Genomic DNA, 20614 nt, shown 5'->3' on the forward strand with positions numbered 1-20614 from the left:
GGTAACACGTGGGAGAGTAGGTCGGTGCCAGATCTTAAAAGAGGGAAGGTCCCCGTAGCGGAAACGCTACGGGGACCTTCCTGTTTATGGACTTTCCTAAATATCCTACCAAGGTCATACCCATGCGGAACAAAAAGGTTACTTAATAGCTTTAAAAACCTTTTTCAAAAGCTTTTTTTAGATCTTTAAAGTTCATCCTGCGAGAAAGTTCATCCTGCGAGATTTCTGTGTGTGGCCATGTTTGCCGGTTTGATTCTTTTAGGCTATTGGAAAGGCTGGGCGAGAGACGGGCTTTTTTGCGTTGGCAACAGTCCACTCTGGTAATTCACCGACGGTATTGTATAGTAATGTGGCCGAGAGCAGGTTGCTGCTCTCGATTGCCTCGGGGCAGACTATGGTCATTTATAAAGACCCTTACAAGAAACTGTGAGTGTTTTTGTGTAAGTACAGTTAAGCCCGATCTGTGTATGTGCCGATGGTACTGCATAACAATGCGGGAGAGTAAGTAGAGCCTGCTAGTAAACTCAATGTTGTAGATATAGTCTGTAATTTAAGGTACAGCGAACCGAAATATCTGTAGCTGTTTATTGAAGCTGCGTATGAGGTTCAGCGCACCGTAATATGATCTGCTCATGAATAGGGAACAATTGTAAGATTTCGGTGCCCTGCACCTTGGCTCGTCTTTTATGGAGTTTTCTACGAATATTTTGGTGCGCTGCACCATAGAAAAATTGCTCAACGGGCAAACATTTTATTAGCTTATCGCTCATTGCCTTGCACATTATTTCAATTGTGCAACCTGCAATCATAATGATAGCAAGCATTTTGAATTTCTAAGCAAACCTTAGGTTGTGGTAATAACCATTTATTATTTCTATCTTTAAAAAATTGTAAGGTTAACAAGATAAAAGAAACAGAATATCATTTATGAAATCAATAGCCCTTTCATTATTTATTGCGTTTACATCACTTACCGTATGTGCCAAATCGTTAACTGACAGTACAGTAAAACATAACAAAAAGCTATTTCCCGTTACTACACGTTCTAGTATTTACAGCAACGGAAAATTTGCATACGCTGAACTTGTTTACCAAAATAGGGCTATTGCTTCAAAAATTTGGGTAACTGGCAAGTACGTAAGCCAAGATTTGATAAATGCTGTTGGCACAGGCAGCTCAGCGTCTCAAGCGTTGGATTTAATGGGGGATGATGGATGGGAGTTGGTTACAGCCGTAACCCGTAATTTTGATAATGGGTTTGAAATATATTATTACTTTAAAAAAGATTTAAAATAATACCTCGGCCTCGACTCAATATTATTGCAAGAAACAGCATCAAGAAACATTGTCGTGCTCGGTTTCTTCACGAAACAAACATGAACCTCTTTTATCGATGTGTGCGTGCGAGATAGATAAACCGCCATCTTCCTAAAGGAATTATCATCCGTTCGTTTGTTCAAATAATCAAATTTCAAAGCTTAAAGATCAAATCTGACAACTAAATCCCTTTAGTCAAAGGTAGAACTTCAATATGAGCTTACCCTCGGAATTGGCAAAAGCGCTGCCGAGGAGAACGTCCAAAAAAATGTTAATGCATTCTGTGTAATCAGCGTTATTATTCATCGTCGATAATGGAAAGCAACTGGGTTAGATCTGCTATCTCGTTGTAAAAATGGAAGCCGATACGTATACCGTCGCCCCGTCTGGTAAAAGCTATATTTTTTTCGGTCAGCCTTTTTAGCACGCCCTCGCTTAACGATAAATTAAAAATATATTGGGGTGATTCGTGACTTAATAATGGTTTAGTCAATATATTTCTCTTTTTAAATTCTTCTGTAGCTAACTGGCCGAGCTGACTAATTTTTGTTGTAAAATATTCGTAACCAATCTCTTTTCGTTCAATAATGGCTTGTTTTAAAGTTCCGAAAGCCAACGTGTCTAAATGTCCTGGTTCAAAGAAAGTACCAAGTGTAGACCTTTCCTTTAAAAAAGGTTCAGACGGCGTAGAGGTTTTTTTTGCTTCTTCATATATGCTACTAACTGCCAGATCTTTTAAAAAAACAAAACCGTTTCCATATCCGGCTAGCATCCATTTATAACCGCTCGCTCCCAAGAAATCAAGGCCACTACTGTTAAAATCAAAATTTTCCGTCCCACAATATTGTGTTCCATCGGCAGCGATGATTAACTTTGGAAAGTTTTCTTTGATTCTTTTTAAGAGATTTAAATCTATTTTGTAGCCGTCTAAATATTGGACGAGGCTACAAGCGAAGACATCCGGTTTAGTTTTCTGGATTTTTTCAAATAGCCTTTCTTCCAAACCTGATGTAATCGCTATTGATTCATTTTGAAATCCATGTGTTTTAACTGCATAATTAACCGATGGATAGTCACTTTCTAATAGTAAAAACTTTGATGTTGGCTTTAATCCATTTAAGAACGTATTAAAGCCAAAAGAGAAATTTGGCACTAGAAAACAATGTTCTAGCGCTGCGTTAAAGAAGTTTGAAATGGTTTCTCTAACTCCATTTAAAAAAAATGCTTGGTTTGCTCTGAAAGAGCTTCCTTGATTTAGAAACGATTCATCATGATTTCTTCTCCATTTTAGAGTTTCTAATGAAATAATACCCGAACTAGCGGTATCTAAATAAATGCAATTTTGTAAAGCGGGATATTCGTCTTTGAAATTCATGTTCAAATATAAAGGAAATAGGCATTCGATTGTGTTTAACCCATGGCTGTTTAGAATTTTGAAACTATGTATTTTAAAAACTGTTATATTAGCTTATGTTGAAAAATTACGATGTTGTCATTATTGGGTCGGGCCAGGCAGGCAATCCCCTAGCTAAAAAATTTGCCCAGGCCGGTAAGAAGACTGTGCTCATTGAAAAAGATGTGGTAGGTGGAACCTGTATTAATTATGGTTGCACGCCAACTAAAACGATGATCGCATCAGCAAAACTTGCTTTTAGCGCCCGAAATGCAACAAATATGGCAATTGGTGTTGGTAAGGTTAGTGTGAAGATGGCCGATATTATAGATAGAAAAAATGCGGTTGTAAAAATGTTTAGAGAGGGAAGTGAAAAGGGTTTGAGGAAAACAGAGCACTTAGATTTAATATTTGGCGAAGCGAGTTTTACAGGCGAAAAGCAAATTGAAATAAAGGGAAAGTATGGCGAAACAAAGGGGCTTAAAGCAGAACTTTTTTTTATTGATACGGGTACCGAAGCAATTATTCCGCCGATAGCAGGTTTGAGCGCCATAAGGTATTTAACTTCTACCACAATTATGGAGTTAGACGAAGTTCCCAAACATTTATTAATTATTGGAGGAAACTACATCGGCTTAGAATTTGGACAAATGTTTAGTCGGTTTGGAAGCAAAGTTACCATAATAGAAAGATCTGATAGACTTTTAAAAAGGGAAGACAAGGAGATATCTTCAGCGGTAAGTGATTTTTTGAAAGAAGAAAAAATTGAGATTTTAACTAATTCTGAAGTTGATTCTTTCGTTACAGATAAAAAAAACAAAATTATTGCAAAGCTTAAAAATAACGAAAATGTTAAGCAAGTTTCTTGTACTCACGTTTTAATTGCCGTGGGCAGAAAGCCAACTACCGAAGTTTTGAAGTTGGAAAAAACGGGCGTAAAGATGGATAGTAAGGGGTTTATTGAGGTAGATACCAAATTAGAAACAAACATTAAAGGTATTTATGCTCTTGGCGATGTAAACGGTGGTCCGGCATTTACCCACATTGCCTATAATGATTTTGCGGTTGTCTACAGAAATATTTTAGAAGGAAAAAACCTGAGCACAAAAAACAGGCAAGTACCGTATTGCATGTTTACCGATCCACAATTGGGCAGTATTGGAATGACCGAGCAAGAAGCTAAAGAAGGAAAAATTGATTACAAAGTGGCCACCTTAACTATGGATACGATTGGTAGAGCGATAGAAACAGGCGAAACAAAAGGATTAATGCGAGCTATTATAGATACAAAAACGAAAAAGATTTTGGGCGCTTCTATTTTAGCTGCGCAAGGCGGAGAAATAATGTCGATATTGCAGATGGCGATGGCTGGTGGAATTACCTATGAACAATTAAGGTATTTTATTTTTGCCCACCCAACTTATGCAGAGGCATTGAATAATTTATTTATGCAGCTTGACTGATGATTGAGCTAAGGAATATAACCAAGTTTTTTGGAGAAAAAAAAGCATTAAACGATGTTTCGATAACGGTAAAAGAAGGCGAAAATATGGTGCTTCTTGGAACGAGTGGCTGTGGTAAAACAACGACGTTAAAACTCATAAACCGGCTATTGGATCCAAGTGAAGGCGCAGTTTTAGTAAAAGGCAAAAATGTAGCTTCAATTAAACCCGAGGTTTTACGTAGGGAAATGGGTTACGTCCTTCAGAATATAGGCCTTTTTCCGCATTATACCATTGCAGAAAACATAGCCGTAGTACCTAAACTGCTTGGTTGGAGTACTACCAAGATTAAAAAACGCGCAGAACTGTTATTAGAAAAGTTACACCTGCCTGCCGGTTACCTTAACCTGTTTCCAAAAGAATTGAGCGGTGGCCAGCAACAGCGCATTGGTTTAGCACGAGGATTAGCCGCCAATCCGCCAATATTATTGATGGACGAGCCTTTTGGCGCACTAGATAACGTAACTAGAAGTAAGATTCATACTGATTTTTTAGGATTGGATGAGTTAAAGAACAAAACCATTATTATGGTTACCCATGATGTGCAGGAAGCTTTTACACTTGCTGATAGAATTTGTTTGATGAATAACGGAAAAGTTGTTCAGGTTGGCACTCCAAAAGAGCTGCTTTTTAAGCCCGTAGATGCTTTTGCTAAATCATTTTTAGATGGGCAGCGGCTAGCTCTTCAGTTTAAAACAACAACCTTGGCTGATTTGAGAATTTATTTGCCGCAAAAACAAGACGGTGCTATCGAAAGCATTGCACAGACCATTTCTGTTTGGGAAGCGATGGAGGAACTTAGAAGAGTTACAGGCAACAAATTAAGTGTATCGGGAAAATCCGAAAGTGAAGGTCGCACTTTCGATTTTGATGAGCTTGCGCAAGCTTTTAACCGATACCAAAAAACGAATGCGGATGACTGAGCACACGCAGACTTTATGGCAATTCATGTATCAGGAAAGCGATAAGCTTTTCCACCAAACGTTACAGCATCTTGGCCTAACTTTTATCTCTCTTTTCTTTGCCATCGCAATAGGGCTTCCTTTAGGTATTTTGGTTGCAAGAAGGCAGAAGCTGGCCTCTGGTATTCTTGGTTTTGCCGGCATTCTTCAAACCATTCCAAGTATTGCGCTTTTAGGCTTTATGATACCTCTTTTGGGTATTGGGGTAAAACCCGCAATTGTGGCCCTGCTAATTTATGCGCTCTTGCCCATCATTAGAAATACCTATACCGGCATTATTGGGATTGACCCTAATGTAGTGGAGGCCGCGCGTGCAATGGGAATGACCAACAATCAATTACTTTTTAAAGTGCAGTTGCCACTTGCCATGCCGGTTATTATGGCAGGCGTTAGAACAGCAACGGTTATTAATGTTGGTGTTGCAACGCTAGCGTCGTATATAGCCGCTGGTGGTTTGGGTGAATTTATTTTTGGTGGCATTTCATTAAACAACACCAACATGATTTTAGCTGGAGCAATTCCGGCTGCTTTATTGGCCATTATTTTAGATTTTCTCTTATCGCTGATTCAAAAATTCGACCCAAGAAAACTCAAATGGTTTTTTCTGAGTATTTTAGTCGGTTCGGCCATTGTTGCGGCTTTCTATTTCTGGCCCTCTGCAAAGACCAATAAACTTACCGCAGGCTTTACACCTGAGTTTATGGGAAGACAAGATGGAGATTTGGGCCTCAAATCTGTTTATGGGCTAAAAATAAAAACTACGGTAATCAGCGATGCTGTTATGTACAAAGCCGCCTACAACAAAGAAATAGATGTAATAAGTGGCTATTCTACTGATGGGCGTTTGAAAGCATTCGACTTAACCATTTTGAAGGATGATAAAGACATATTTCCACCGTATTATGCGGCTCCGGTGGTAAGAGAAGAGGCCTTGGTTAAATTTCCAGCGCTAGAACAAACGTTGAATTTATTGGCGGGGAAGATTACAGATTCTGTCATGACGGAATTAAACTATCGTACCGATTACCTCCACCAAACACCAGAGCGAGTAGCAAAGGACTTTTTAATTGCCAAGGGTTTGTTTAAAGCAGATAGGAAGGGACAGAACGGAACGGTAAAGATTGGGTCTAAAATATTCGGTGAGCAATATATTTTAGCTGAAATGTATGCCTTGTTAATTAAAGGTTACACCAATTATAATGTTGAGACTAAAACTGGCCTTGGCGGAACAAAAATTTGCTTCGACGCCTTAACCAATAATCAAATAGATTTTTATCCAGAGTATACAGGTACCGGTCTTTTGGTGCTGTTACAACCAGATGCTGCTACCATTGCTAGCGTGAGTAAAAGTCCAGAAGCAACTTATCAATATGTGAAAACGAAATTTTTGAAAAAGTACAAATTGCGCTGGCTCAAACCCATAGGTTTTAACAATTCTTACGCTTTAATGATGCGAAAAAAACAATCTAATAAACTAGGTGTTAAAACTATTTCAGAACTTACAAGCTATTTGGACAACCATTAATGACTATTACTGAACACTTTTTAAAAGTAAGGACCACCACCGAGAAAATATGTAAACCCTTGCAGGTTGAGGACTATGTGGTACAACCCATAATAGATGTTTCGCCCCCAAAATGGCATTTAGGTCATACAACGTGGTTTTTCGAAACTTTCATCCTCAAAAATTTTGTTAAAAATTATCAGGTTTATAATGCTGATTACAATTACGTTTTTAATAGTTATTATGAAACCATTGGTGCGAGAGTTATCAGAACCGATCGCGGTAATTTAAGCCGACCTAGCGTACAAGACGTTTATAAATATCGAAAATATGTAGATGAAAAAATGGTGGCGTTTCTAAAAACGGCAAATCTTTCTGAAATACAAGAGTTGATGGTTTTGGGCTTAAATCACGAAGAGCAACATCAAGAGTTATTGTTAACAGATATAAAATACATTTTGGGCAACAATCCATTGTTTCCTACTTATGGCGATAGAAATGTGGCTAAACAATCTGCCTCGAAAAGCAAAGACTTTATCCAAATAGAAGAAGGTGTTTACGAAATTGGTTTTAAAGGCGATGGCTTTTGTTTTGATAACGAATTGAACAGGCATAAGGTTTATTTAAATGCTTTTTCAATTAGTCCTACTTTGGTTAGTAATGCTGGTTATTTAGCATTTATAGAATCTGGTGGCTATAAAGATTTTAGTTTTTGGCATGCTGATGGATGGGAATGGGTGAATACCAATAATGCATCGGCGCCGATGTATTGGCATAGCATCGATGGCCAATGGTATAATTATACCTATTCGGGCTTGCAGGCTTTAGACCTTAATGCAGCGCTTTGTCATGTAAATTATTATGAGGCTTATGCTTATGCAAGTTGGAAGGGCATGAGGTTGCCGACTGAATTTGAGTGGGAAATTGCTGCGCAACAATTTGATTGGGGAAGTAGGTGGGAATGGACAGAAAGCGCTTACCTTCCTTATCCTGGTTTTAATAAAGCTCCCGGTGCCATTGGCGAATACAATGGCAAATTTATGGTCAACCAAAAAGTATTAAGGGGCGGATCAGAAGTTACCTCAGAAAATCACAGTAGAATTACCTATAGAAATTTTTTTCATCCAGATTTAAAATGGCAGTTTACAGGAATACGTTTAGCTAAATAACGATTAAGACATTATATGGATACCATCATTGCAGCAGAGCCGGTTGCTCAAATTAACAAACAGTTTTTTGCCGACGTAATCAATGGCCTAAACTCCATCCCGAAGAAGCTTAATTCGAAATATTTTTACGATAAGCAGGGCGATAAGCTGTTTCAAGAAATTATGGCTTCGCCAGAGTATTACCTCACCAATTGTGAGATGGAAATTCTAACTCAACAATCGGCAGATATCGCAGCTTCCTTAACTCAGCAGAATACGCCGTTCGATTTGATTGAACTTGGCGCCGGCGACGCTACCAAATCCATCCACTTGTTACAACAGCTTATTAGAGAAGGCGTTAGTTTTAATTATTTGCCCCTAGATATTTCTGCAAATGTTATTCGTCATTTAGAAGATCACTTACCAAATGAGCTCCCAAAACTCCAAATACATGGCTTTACTGGCGATTATTTCGATATGCTAGATCAAGCGGTTCAGTTTAGTAGCAATAGAAAAGTAGTGTTGTTTATGGGAGCCAACATTGGCAATATGTTACCGATCGAAGCAAAGGCGTTCTGTATTAAATTGAAAAACAGTCTGCTTAGAGGAGATATGCTAATTATTGGTTTTGATCTGAAGAAAAATCCTAAAGAAATTTTAGCCGCTTACAATGATAGTGAAGGAATTACAAAGCGTTTTAACCTTAACTTGTTGAGGCGAATAAACACAGAACTAAATGCCGATTTTATTTTAGATGATTTTGATCACTATGCCAACTACGATCCTAGATCTGGCGCTTGCAAAAGCTATTTGATAAGTTTAAAAGATCAAACAGTTAAAATTGGGTCTAACATTCTTCATTTCAAAAAGAATGAATACATCGATATGGAAATCTCTCAAAAATATTCCAAGCAAGAAATTGGTGAACTTATGACCGATGCAGGATTTGAATACGTTACAAATTTTTACGATACAAATCATTATTTTGTCGATTCGGTTTGGTCTGTAAAATAAACCATAGCTGTAGATGCAAGAAAAGAAATATGATGTTATTGTAATTGGTTGCGGATCTGGTGGTTTAAGTGTCGGCTTGGGCATGAACGCTTTAGGATTTAATGTGTTAATGATTGCAAAAAATGAGCGAGATATTGGCGGCGAATGTTTAAATGATGGCTGTATTCCCAGCAAAGCAATGATACATATTGCAGAAATTATTTATCAGGCAAAGCAATCAAAAAAATTTGGACTAGATCTTACTGGAGACGTAGATCCAAAAGCAATTGTTACTTACATCAAAGATGCGCAGAAATCAATTAAAGATCACGAGAACAGTGCGTGGTTAAAAAACCAAGGAGTAGATGTCCTTCTCGGCGAAGCTTTCTTCCTCAACTCAGCCACAGTTAGTGTTAATGGTTTAGAAGTAACCGCAGAGAAGATTGTTCTAGCTACGGGATCAGCTCCGGTAAGGTTAAAAGTTTTGGGAATAGAAAAGGCACTTTACTACGATAATGAAAGTATCTTTAACCTGCCGAATATTCCTAAGAAACTGCTTGTTGTTGGTTCTGGCCCTATCGGGATAGAAATTGGACAGACCATGGCTAGACTTGGGAGCCAAGTAACGGTGGTAAGTAGAAGCAAGCAAATTTTACCGCATGAGGAAGAAGAGATTGCATCTATTTTACAGAAACAGTTAGAAAAAGAGGGAATTAGATTCCATTTTGGCGCAGAAATAGAAAAGATTTCGTCTGAGGAAAAAGCAATTGTAAAATTTAGCAATGACGAATTTAAATATGTGCCGTACGATGCCCTATTTGTTGCAATTGGACGAGAACTTTGTTTTGATAGTTTAAAGTTAGAAGATGCAGGGATAAAAATCAAAGACAAAAAAGTTGTGGTAAATGAATATTTACAAACCACAGCCAAAAATATTTATGTATGCGGCGATATTGCCGGAGACCTTTATTTTTCTCATGCGGCAGAGTTTCATGCAAGAATTATTATCAATAATTTTTTATCGCCGTTTAAAAAGAAATTAGATAATAAGCACTTTTCTTGGGTAACCTTTACCAAACCAGAGATTGCTACGTTTGGTTACTCGCAAAAGCAAATGGAAGAGAAATCTATAAGCTATGACGTCAATACCCAAGATTTTAAGGAAGATGATAGAGCGCTTACAGATGGCTATACGTATGGAAAGCTGTTGCTATACGCTTCTAAAAAAAACATATTTGGTAAGCAAAAAATTCTTGGCGGCTGTATGGTTGCGCCAAGCGCGGGCGAAATGATCCAAGAGCTTATCTTGGCAAATGCTCAGGGCTTATCTATCAATACTTTGTTTAATAAAATCTACCCATACCCAACCGCTTCTAGGGTTAACCAGAGCGCCATTGTAAAGTATAGAAGTAAAAATATAACCACGCAGGTAAAAAGATTGCTTAAAATGGCATTTAAGCTTTTTGGTTAAACCATCAAAATTGCTTTCAAATATTATTCCTAGCTTATAAGTAATTTGGGCGCCTTTACACGCCATCCACTATATCTTTTAGTGTCAAAAAAGCCACTAAAAGGATGCCGTTTCTGTCGTTGGCGCTCTACTTAGCGGCATTATCTTCGCTGGCAGATTCCTCCCGCATTTGCTGTAAATGCTATACAAAAGGCATTTTTAAAAGCTCTCTTATACTGAAATCAGTAGAATTGTAAATAAACGGAGCACCAATGGTTATGCTTTCTTGAGTTCGATTTAGGTTGTGCGTATGGAAAATCTTATCCCAAAAGGAAAAAATTACAGCGTAGTTGCTGTCAGTTTGCAACGGTTGATTAGAATGATGAATCCCGTGCATGCGCGGCGTTACAATGATAAGGTTAAGCGCTTTCTCTAACGTATTATTCAATTTGAGATTGCTGTGGTGGAACTGTGTTTCGGCCTCGAAGATAATCTCGTAAATAAGCACATTTAAAGGCGTTGCTCCAGATAGCCATACAAAAAATCCTCTGAAGAATATAGAACCAACCATTTCGCCAAAATGAAAACGGATGGCAGTGCTCAGATCTAAATCTAAATCGGTATGATGTACTACGTGAAAGCGCCACAGTAGAGGGATTTTATGGTTTAAGTTGTGCCATATATAACTTGCAAGATCCATTAATAGGAAAGCAATCAAAGGTTGTAAATTATCTTTTTGTCCTCTCGTAAAAATTCTAGAATGTCTATGTTGATTGTGGCGTGCAATGGCAACCATAGTAGGAATAAATATCAATCGAGCCAATAAAAAAGACGGGGCGGCAACCGCTGTATTTGTGATTAACCGATTTTTTAATTTCAATCTTTGCTTGCGTAATGGTTTTTTTCGCTCTGCGATGAACAAAATAATACATACAACTGCCAGAATTGGTACCCCTTTTAAATCGAAAACTTTCTTAATTATTCCCATAACCAACAGGTTGTAATTATACTTTGTTTTGTTTTAGCAACCCTCTATAAGTTTTTACCAAGGTCTTTTGAGAATAGCCGAGCTTATACATAAAAAAGATAAGGAAGAAAACTGCTTGCGTTTTATAAACTCCATTTTCTAAATACTTCCTAGAAGAAGTAACCACGGCTTTGTCAAAAAGTTTAAATTTTACCAACTTTTTCAACTCCTTAATTATGTGTTGATCTTCCATCACAACAAGACTTTCTAAAAAGCCATCAGATTTCTCGAACGCAGATTTGGTAACAAATAAGCTTTGATCACCAAAGCGAACCGCATCTACGTTAAAGCGCGTAAACCAAGCGTTTAAACTTAGAAACCAATGGTCGCAATCAAACTTTAATCTGTAACTTCCTGCATCAAAGCCACTGTGCACCGCCCTTAGAATGTCTTCTGTAAATCCCAAGGGGGGCTGCGTATCAGCGTGGATAAAATATAAAATTTCTTGGGTGGCGTTTTTTGCTGCAAAATTCATTTGTGCAGCCCTACCTTTTTTAGGGCACTTTAAAACTAAGGCACCTGCACCTATGGCCTTTGCACAAGTAGCATCGGTACTTCCTCCGTCTGCAACAATTATTTCCTTAATAAACTTCTGGGTATCTAAAGCAAGCAAACATTTAATAGTCCACGATATAACATCTTCTTCATTGAAAGTTGGAATGAGTACACTTATCATCCTTAAAATAACCGATTATAATGTTTCAAACGATGCTGATGGTCTTTATCTTCATCTTAAAATCTATCGGTTGAAAGAACTGTATCTCCGGTCGGTCTAACAATATCGGCGTTGTTTTCTGCAGTAATAAATATTCTCTTTGGGGTAAATGGGGTAATGGTAGAAAAGTTGCTTTTTAAAGTGCTAGAGAAAAATCCAGAACCAGTTCGCAATTCGCCGATGTTTCTTAATCCATTATCTTTAGTGTCCATCCAAACTACGTACAAATTTCTTGATGGTTGCAGCCTAGTGGGTTGTGTAAGTCGTTTAATTTCTATTGTTATAAGTTTATTTCCATTATCATCTTTGGTTATTTTGGTATATCCTTCTGCAGCCGGAACTACCCGAGATGTATTAAACATCACTTTGTTGGAGCAGCTGCTAAGTGCTGTGCAAATAAATAGTAAAATTAAAAAACGTAAAGTTGTTTGTTTATTGGCTTTCAACTGAGTCATATTTAGTTTGTTTTAAAGAGCTCGTTGGTTATGAAAATACTTTGCAGGGTAATGTTAAAAAATTTATGCAAAACCTCGCAAAGATTCAAGAATTAATCAAACAGCAATTTGTCAAGCTCCTTTTATTAAACAAAAACATTACTTATATGTTTCAGCTAGTTTTAAGGCGTTATAAGCATTTACAATTCCTCCACTAACGCTCAGTTCAGAGAAGTTTGCTCTAGTGTTTGCTCCTTTTTCATCTTTATACCTTACTTTGTGGTCTACCTTAGCAACAGATTTAATAATAATGTCTCTAACTTGTTCGGGCGTTAACTGCGGATGGTAGCTTAAAATTAAAGCGGCGAGACCTGCAACAACTGGCGAGGCCATACTCGTGCCATCTAATTCTTCATATTTATTCCCTGGTACAGTAGAGTTTATCATAAATCCAGGCGCAAAAACATCTACCGTATATTTTCCGTAATTCGAAAAGTCTGCTTTTAGGTTGTCGTCGTCTTTATAAGCGCTAGCGCCAACCTCAATCCAATTGCCTGCATGCGGAAGCTGGTATTTTGCAGAATCTAAAGGAACGGGTTTAATGGTTGGCTTATAAGTGCCTTGGGGATATCCGCCATAACCATAACCGTAATTTGGCTGTCTTTGTTGCTGTTTTTTTGGGTCTGGCGGTACAAATGCGGGTATAGCAGGCTTTTTATGCTTTGCTTTATAAGCCTCTGCTTCCTTACTGTCGTAAAATTTATTTGGATAATTTTCTTTTACGTCGTTATTTTGGTTGTCGTTACCAGCTGCATGCACCAATAACACACCCTTTTCATCGGCATATTTTACTGCGCTGTCTACTACTTTTTTATCCCATTTATAGGCTTTTCCAAAACTCATGTTTATTACTTTTGCGCCATTATCTACCGCATACCTAATGCCGTTTGCCACATCTTTATCTCGCTCATCGCCGGTGGGCACAACCCTAATGGCCATAATACTTATGTTATTTGCAATGCCATTAATGCCAATTCCGTTATTTCTTTCGGCACCGATAATGCCCGAAACATGTGTGCCATGTTTTGCATCTGGCCCAGTAACATCGTTATTTCCGTAATCTTTTTGATATGGATTTGAGTAATCATCGCCTACCAATTCGGGCCGCATATCGTAATTAGGGTTGAGGTTATATTTTAGCATCGCATCGTATTGGGTGTAAGCATCCATAATGTTGGCATAAAATTTTTCGAAACTTCCATCTTGCCTACTGCCCCGTTTAATAATGCTCTTTACTTGCTCTTCCTCGTCGTCTTGGGCTTTATACAACTCTACATCATCTAGGGTCGGTAATTTTTTATGGTTTAAAATAGCTGTAGAATCCAATACTTTTTTAATTTTTATCAATACGGAGTATGTCTGGCTAGCTTCTTCATATTTCTTTCCAAAATCGCCAACAATACGTTTGTACAGCTTAAATTCTTCTTTCTGGGTGCTATCTAAAGGTGTTAAATTAGTTACAGATTGATACTTGGGTTTATAAACCCTGTACAGCCTAACTAATTCTAGGTTATCATATTGAAGGTCACCTTTTTTAGAGCCTATAAAATCCCATCCGTGCACATCGTCTATATAGCCGTTTCCGTCGTCATCTATTCCGTTTCCGGGTATTTCTTTGGAGTTTGTCCACAACACGTTTTTCAAATCTGGGTGCGTAATGTCCACACCACCATCAATTACCGCCACAATTATTTTTTGTTTAGGCTGTTGATTTTTTATGATTTCGCGATACGCTTTTTCTGTGCTGATGCCAAAATAACCAGTTTCTGCCAGATCCAAATTAAACCAGTTTGGCGGGAGTGTTACATCTTTTTTTTGTGCATTGGCAACAAGTTGTACAGACACTAACAAGCTGAGAAACAACCACGATTTTAAATTCTTACACATCATTTCGGTATTTACGTAATTACACAATAATACGGTTTTATTGCTCCTAATAGATATAGTTTACATAATTTAACAATTGCATTTTACTTGGGTTGAGCCAATTAAATTTAGGGTTTTAGCGGGCTTAATTGTTGTTTTTCTGAAAAATAATCTAGCAGCGTCGACAATTGTTTTTTGTTGAGCACTTCTGCGAGGTCTGCCTCACCAGCTTCTCTTATTTTTTTAACCGATTTAAAGTGCGTAAGTAATTTGGCGGCAGTTGTTTTTCCAATGCCATCAATTTGCTCCAGCTCGGTTTGAAGTGTGCCTTTGCTTCTTTTAAGGCGGTGAAAAGTAATTCCAAACCGATGTGCTTCATCTCTAAGTTGCTGGATAATTTTTAAGGTTTCAGATTTTTTATCCAGGTATAGCGGGTAAGAATCGCCAGGATAGAAAAGTTCCTCTAGTCTTTTGGCAATGCCGATAACGGTTACTTTATTGTCTATGCCTAGTAACTTTAAACTTTTTACTGCCGATGAAAGTTGCCCTTTACCTCCATCTATAATGATAAGTTGGGGCAACGGCAAATCTTCTTCCAACAACCTTCTGTAGCGCCGAAAAACTGCTTCTTCCATGGTGGCAAAATCGTTTGGCCCTTCTACGGTTTTTACGTTAAAATGCCGATAATCTTTTTTGCTGGGTTTGGCATCTTTAAAAACCACCACCGCCGAAACCGGATATTTACCTTGAAAATTAGAGTTATCGAAACATTCTATATGCCGTGGCAATTGCGACAGCCGCAAATCTTTTTGCATGGTGGTTAAAATGCGGTCTGTGCGTAAATCTGGATTTAGCTTTTCGTATTGATTTAGCTTTTCCTTTTTAAAGAACAACACGTTTTTTTGCGAAAGCTCCAGTAGCTTTTTTTTCTCGCCCAACTTTGGGATGGTAAAACGAAGACTTTCATCATGTAATTCCGGTTCGAAGGGCACAATAATTTCTTTCGAGGTGCTTTTAAACTTGGTTCTAAATTCTAATAATGCGGTTGTCAAAAGCTCATCATCACTTTCATCTAACAATTTTTTTATTTCTATGGTTTGCGTTTGGATGATGGATCCATTTATTACCTTGAGGTAGTTTACGAAAGCATAACGCTCATCAGATGCAATGCTCACCACATCTAAATTGGTAATGGCAGAGTTTACCACAGTACTTTTGCTTTGATATTTTTCTAACACTTGCAGCCTTCGCGCAAAAGTATGCGCAAGTTCGAAATTCATTTCTTCTGAGGCCGATTTTATTACCTGTTTTACTTCGCGGATCACATTGCCGATTTTCCCACTTAAAATCTGCTTAATTTCCTCAATGCTGTTGTTGTAATCTGCTTCTGTTTGGTAAGCTTGGCAAGGACCTTTACAATTACCAATTTGATATTCGAGACAAACCTTAAATTTGCCGCTTTCTATATTGTCTTTGCTTAGCGGCAAGCTGCAAGTCCTGAGCTGGTAACTTTCTTTTATTAAATCTAAAATGGTGTGCATCATCCCAATCGATCCATAAGGGCCGAAATAGGTGGAGCCATCTTTTATTACTTTTCTTGTCCAGAACAAACGAGGAAAACGCTCGTTTTTCACAATAATCCACGGATAGGTTTTATCGTCTTTTAGGTTGATGTTGAATTTTGGTTGATGCTTTTTTATCAGACTGTTTTCGAGCAGCCAAGCATCTATTTCTGTATCTACTATGGTGAAGGTTATTTTCCTGATGCGAGAAACAAGCACACGGGTTTTGCCGTTAAATTGTTGTTTATCGGTGTTAAAATACGATGCGACCCTATTTCGTAAGTCTTTGGCCTTGCCGATGTACATTAACTTCCCATCCACATCCCAATATTGGTAAACGCCCGGTTTATGCGGAATGGCTTCTAAAGCTTTTTTATGATCGAAAACTCCCATGAGGTACAAAAATAGGAAAAAAGAGGGTAAGGGAGTTGTAGGTTTTAAGTTATACGTTATAAGTTTTGAAATTACGAAATTACTGTCCGCCCCTCATGGCGAGGTGCGAAGCCATCTCTTTAAGATTGAGGTTTGGAAGAAGTTGTAGGTTGTAAGTTATAAGTATTGAAAGCGCTGCACAGTTGAGGCTGAGGTTTAGACTGAGGTTTAGGTTTAGATTGATGTTGAAGTTGAAACAAACAGTGCCATCGGCACGACCGAATTAATGGCATCGGGTTTCAACCCGATGAAATAATATTAGAGACGCAGTTTTGCCAAGGGATAGAGCGCTACCGATTGCAATGGCATCCTTTTGTTGGCTTCTTTTGCCAAGAAAAGATATAATGGAAAGCGAGTAAAAGCGCCCAAAACCTCCCCCAACCCCCAAATGTCATTAATTTAAGGAAAAACTAACAAAATGTTTGTCATCCTGAGCCCGTCGAAGGATAATCATTTTGTTAGGTTTCGATTTGTGGATGGTCTTCGACAGGCTCAGACTAAAAATTGCTTAAGTTAATGACATTGCCCCGACGCCTCCTTGAAAAAAGAGGAGGAGAGTTACTCGCGATTAAGTGACGGAGTACGATTGCAGGAGACAGTTTTAAATTTTAATTCCTCAACATTTTAAAAGAGAACCACCCGAGCAACGCAATAATTGCGGCCATAAGTACCCAAAGCCAGGCCTTTTTTTCAAACAACGGTTTTTCTTTATGCACGCTGTAGGCTGAATTTTTTTGCTCGTTTCCGAGATTTACAGTTGGCATTTCTAGCGGAATTTTAGATTTAAATTTGTCTAAATCATAGTTTGGGGCAACCGCTTTGGTATTGCCATAATACAAGGCGTATTTTGCATGTTGGTTGTCAAACCTGGCCAACATTTCGTAGCTGTTTCCCTTAATCTCGAAGCCCGAAAATAGTAGCGGCGCATTATCATTATTTTGCACGGTAATGCGCAATCTGGTTGCCAAGGTGTTGTTAAAGTTAAAGGTTAAATCTTCTAAGGAGCTCAATGTGCCATCGGCCAACAAGGCGTAATTATACGCTATTCCTTTATCGGTTTTAAAGCTATCGGTGGCATATTCTATTTTAATTGGTCTGTAAAAATCGAAATTATGCTGTACGTTTACTTTTAAATAAGAAATTGGTGTAAGGTTTTGGAAAGAGATGTTGGCAACCGTTTCTTTAGCGTTTTTGTTGTTTTTTATTTGGTAAGATTGTGCTTCAACATCATGATAAACGCCTTTTACAGTATCTATTTTATAAATTTTTGCATCGTTTAGTGTAGGTTGTTTCTCTGCTTTTATGGCAATACGGAAATATAAATATTTGGTTGAAGGAAATTTGAGCGAGGTAAAATTATATTTGGTGCTTGCATTTTCTATTGAAAGAATTCTGTAATTAGAGAGCACGGTAAACCATTCTTTATTGTCGTTACTGCCTTCTAGGTTTACGTTCCAATCGAAGTTTTTCTGTTCGAAATTTAAATGCAGTTCGTTTATTGTAGCTTTACTTGGCACTTCGAAAGTGTAGAAAAAACCTTTTTCGTTGTTGGAGGTGTTTATCGTTTTTAGGGAAACCTCTGTAGAGGTAACTTGGTCATCGAGTGTTTTAATAAGATAAGGAACTTCTAAGGTGTCATGTTGCGCAACACCAAAAATCCGTAAATCGGCGAGGTTGGGTTGGGCGTTTGAGAACAGTTTGTTTGGAAGCGCCAAGCGTTGCCAGGTATCGCTGATGTTGCCCATGTCTCTTTTGTATTCAAAGGCAGCAGTTTGGGCAAACAAACTGGCTGTTAAAAAAAGCAATATACCCGTTAATTTAAGCTTTAACATCATCTATAATAAGGTGTTTGTATTTGTTGTATAAGAAAGAAATGATAAGCAACAGTATCCCCAAGCAAACCAAAACAATGGTTTTGGAGATGGTGCTGAGGTAGGCAATATCGTAAAAAAACAATTTAAGCAAGGTAATTCCAAAAAGTACCATCGCGCCAATTCTGAGAAATTTTTTGTTCTGCGCCAAACCCATCGAAATTAGGAACAACGAGAACACGCCCCAAAAAATGCTCAATGCCAATTTATAGCTACCGCTGGTGTGTGTAAGGTCTAAGATATTGAGGAGCTCGCTGCTTGAAACCCATAACAATGAAATGTAGAAAACATAATCGAAGATTTTGATTAAACTCACCTTAAAATACGCACTTCTACTCAGTTTGTAGCAAGCGTAAATCAGCCATGCAAAGACCAAAATTGCTACGTAGCGGATCCAGATGTTTTCTGCTCCACTAATAAAATATTTATCGCTTTGCGCCAAAAATGCCTCTCTCAATTCACTTAAAACATAAAGGCCATTGGTTAGAAAAACAACCATAACTACGCCATTGATAACCAAATTTGCAACCGCCAACTCTTTAGATTTTATCTTTTTAAGATTTATGATTGTTAATGCTGCAGCGAATAATAAGGTATAGATGTGCAGACAAACATCTTTTAAAAGTTGATAATTGTAATTGTATCGAAAACTGTAATAATCTTCTGGATTTTTTGGATTAAGACTGATGCGGGTAGATTGAGAAAGATTGGCGAAGCATTTTGAAATCTCTAACCTAAAGGCGATATAGATAATTAACAGCAGCATACTCGGAATGGCAAAGGTTAAAATTTGCCTCATCCACGTCCATCCCTCTTTATCTTCCGTTTCTATTTTGTTGTTTTTGAGTAGAAAGGCAAACGCCACAATGGCAATACATGAAGTTAGAAAGCCAACATTAAAAAATGGAACAATAGGTGTAACAGTTGCGCCATAAAAGCTAGAGCCTAACATCCAATCTTGTGTCAAACTGAAAAAAGCCAAGAATATTAATGGGTAAGATAATTTTTCGTAGATAAATATTTTTTTTGCCCGTCCCAAATAGAATAAGAGTGCAGCTTCTACCAGCCAAAAGATGGTTACCCAACCTCCATCTAGCTGTACCGGTATCGCAAGAGTAATAAAGGTAATTACCATCGCTAAAATAAGGTAGAACAAATTCTTGTCTGCCAATTTTTGCTTATAGATAATTAGGCCTACCACAAAGTGGACAACCGCATTTGCCAGTGTGAATAAGCCAAGCAGTTCGGTTGTATTTTTATGATTGTACAGGATAAAATAACCTATCCCATAAAAAACAAAGGCATTTAAAAGTATAATAACTACGTCTCCAAGACCGAAAGCTTCTTTTTTTCTAAGCTTGTAGGCAAGGTTGGCGATGTAGAAAATAGCGAAGAATGCAGAGGCAAATATTAAAGATAAGGCGAAGAATTTATCGCTTGGACTTACGTTCATTCGCCAGCTTAAAAATATAATCCATGTTAGTCCGAAAGATGCGTACAGTAGCGATTTCCAATATTTTTTAAAACTTAATACCAATATACCGATGTTGATAATGGCCATGTAGCTAAATAAGATCCCCACTTTTCCAGAGCCATCACTCAACAAGAAAGGCACAGCATAAGCACCAACAAGGCCAATGTGCGCAATAACGGGTTTGTTGTATTTTATGGCGGCAACAATGGTAAATGAGGTAAAGAACACCATAAGCGCAAAGGCTAAAACCTGCGGAATGAGCGCATAAAAATCGTAAGCTGCAAAGGTTATGAAGTAAAAAATAGCAATCGCACCACTAACCAACACCGCAGAAAAATTCTCATATTTCAGCTTTAATTTGATGGCGAAAGCCATTAAGCCCAAGCCAACAGCGTAACCTATAACAATACGGGTTAGCGGACTAACCATATCGTGTTCTATGGCGTATTTAGCGCCAATGCCCACCCCAATAATTAAAATGAGTATCCCGATTTTACTAATGAGGTTTTCGCCGAGAAATTTTTCAAAATCAGACTTTACAAGGTTTTCTTTATTGAACCTATTCTGAGTCGGTTTCGGTGGAAATTGAGGTTGCGGTTGAGACCAAGGTTGAGGCTGAGATTGGAGATTGTTTGTTTGGTCGCCAGCAGCTGCGTTTTTAGGTGGAAATATTGGTTGTTGCGAAGGCAAAGGGTTTGGCGTCGGCAAAGGTGGCGGTGTAGCTTGCGGTTTGACGAAACCAGGAGTTTGAAGCTGATTTACCTCCGCTTTCAACGCATTTATATCGGCTTCGAAACCCTGCTGACGCAACAATAAGTTTTCTATTTTTAAGTTTATGAGTTTGATTTGTTCGGAATTGTTCATGCTATATTAAGATGTTTCCTTATTTGACAGGATAAATATA

Annotated in this window: 15 protein-coding genes; 7 read left to right on the forward strand and 8 right to left on the reverse strand. The window is 38.0% G+C overall.

All coding sequences use genetic code 11. The features are described 5' to 3' along the window. The first annotated feature begins 927 nt into the window (after window positions 1–927). A complete protein-coding gene (locus tag ABIB40_RS18505; protein ID WP_354361018.1) occupies window positions 928–1296 on the forward strand; it encodes a hypothetical protein in 369 nt (122 codons plus the stop codon). A 319-nt stretch (window positions 1297–1615) separates the two neighbouring features. On the opposite strand, the gene ABIB40_RS18510 is transcribed toward ABIB40_RS18505, so the two are convergent. Then, a complete protein-coding gene (locus tag ABIB40_RS18510) occupies window positions 1616–2692 on the reverse strand; it encodes an aminotransferase class V-fold PLP-dependent enzyme (protein ID WP_354361020.1) in 1077 nt (358 codons plus the stop codon). Between the two features lie 95 nt (window positions 2693–2787). On the opposite strand from ABIB40_RS18510, the gene lpdA reads away from it, so the two are divergent. From lpdA to ABIB40_RS18540, 6 genes are read left to right on the forward strand one after another with little or no spacing between them, the layout of a single operon-like run. Then, the gene (gene lpdA, locus ABIB40_RS18515; protein WP_354361022.1) at window positions 2788–4173 is read left to right on the forward strand and encodes a dihydrolipoyl dehydrogenase; all 1386 of its coding nucleotides are present in this window, start codon (window positions 2788–2790) and stop codon (window positions 4171–4173) included. Next, window positions 4173–5135 (forward strand): ABC transporter ATP-binding protein, encoded by a 963-nt coding sequence (locus ABIB40_RS18520; RefSeq protein ID WP_354361024.1) that lies wholly within the window; start codon window positions 4173–4175, stop codon window positions 5133–5135. The genes lpdA and ABIB40_RS18520 overlap by 1 nt, the downstream gene beginning before the upstream one ends. Then, window positions 5128–6699: an ABC transporter permease/substrate-binding protein gene (locus ABIB40_RS18525; protein WP_354361026.1), complete on the forward strand. Its 1572-nt coding sequence runs from the start codon at window positions 5128–5130 to the stop codon at window positions 6697–6699. Before ABIB40_RS18520 ends, ABIB40_RS18525 begins: the two co-directional genes overlap by 8 nt. Next, the gene (egtB, locus tag ABIB40_RS18530; RefSeq protein WP_354361028.1) at window positions 6699–7847 is read left to right on the forward strand and encodes an ergothioneine biosynthesis protein EgtB; all 1149 of its coding nucleotides are present in this window, start codon (window positions 6699–6701) and stop codon (window positions 7845–7847) included. Before ABIB40_RS18525 ends, egtB begins: the two co-directional genes overlap by 1 nt. A gap of 15 nt (window positions 7848–7862) precedes the next feature. After that, window positions 7863–8840 (forward strand): L-histidine N(alpha)-methyltransferase, encoded by a 978-nt coding sequence (locus ABIB40_RS18535; RefSeq protein ID WP_354361030.1) that lies wholly within the window; start codon window positions 7863–7865, stop codon window positions 8838–8840. Between the two features lie 13 nt (window positions 8841–8853). Further along, a complete protein-coding gene (locus ABIB40_RS18540) occupies window positions 8854–10290 on the forward strand; it encodes a dihydrolipoyl dehydrogenase family protein (RefSeq protein ID WP_354361032.1) in 1437 nt (478 codons plus the stop codon). Between the two features lie 181 nt (window positions 10291–10471). Here the strand turns inward: ABIB40_RS18540 and ABIB40_RS18545 are convergent, their stop codons facing one another. The 7 genes from ABIB40_RS18545 to ABIB40_RS18575 form a co-directional block, all read right to left on the reverse strand. Continuing rightward, window positions 10472–11257 carry a sterol desaturase family protein gene (locus tag ABIB40_RS18545; protein ID WP_354361034.1) on the reverse strand — a complete coding sequence of 262 codons (786 nt, stop codon included), beginning with the start codon at window positions 11255–11257 and terminating at the stop codon, window positions 10472–10474. Between the two features lie 16 nt (window positions 11258–11273). Continuing rightward, window positions 11274–11972 carry a TIGR04283 family arsenosugar biosynthesis glycosyltransferase gene (locus tag ABIB40_RS18550; protein ID WP_354361036.1) on the reverse strand — a complete coding sequence of 233 codons (699 nt, stop codon included), beginning with the start codon at window positions 11970–11972 and terminating at the stop codon, window positions 11274–11276. Window positions 11973–12028: 56 nt separating this feature from the next. After that, window positions 12029–12466 (reverse strand): hypothetical protein, encoded by a 438-nt coding sequence (locus ABIB40_RS18555; protein ID WP_354361038.1) that lies wholly within the window; start codon window positions 12464–12466, stop codon window positions 12029–12031. 138 nt (window positions 12467–12604) lie between these two features. Continuing rightward, entirely contained in the window at window positions 12605–14392 is a 1788-nt protein-coding gene (locus ABIB40_RS18560; RefSeq protein WP_354361094.1) for a S8 family peptidase, read from the reverse strand. A 107-nt stretch (window positions 14393–14499) separates the two neighbouring features. Further along, window positions 14500–16326 (reverse strand): excinuclease ABC subunit UvrC, encoded by a 1827-nt coding sequence (gene uvrC / locus ABIB40_RS18565; RefSeq protein WP_354361040.1) that lies wholly within the window; start codon window positions 16324–16326, stop codon window positions 14500–14502. 647 nt (window positions 16327–16973) lie between these two features. Beyond that, window positions 16974–18200, reverse strand: coding sequence for a DUF3999 family protein (locus ABIB40_RS18570; protein WP_354361042.1), 1227 nt, complete (start codon window positions 18198–18200; stop codon window positions 16974–16976). Next, window positions 18184–20574: a DUF2339 domain-containing protein gene (locus ABIB40_RS18575; protein ID WP_354361044.1), complete on the reverse strand. Its 2391-nt coding sequence runs from the start codon at window positions 20572–20574 to the stop codon at window positions 18184–18186. Before ABIB40_RS18575 ends, ABIB40_RS18570 begins: the two co-directional genes overlap by 17 nt. Window positions 20575–20614 lie beyond the last annotated feature (40 nt).

Source organism: Pedobacter sp. UYP30, assembly GCF_040547165.1.
Taxonomy (GTDB): Bacteria; Bacteroidota; Bacteroidia; order Sphingobacteriales; family Sphingobacteriaceae; genus Pedobacter.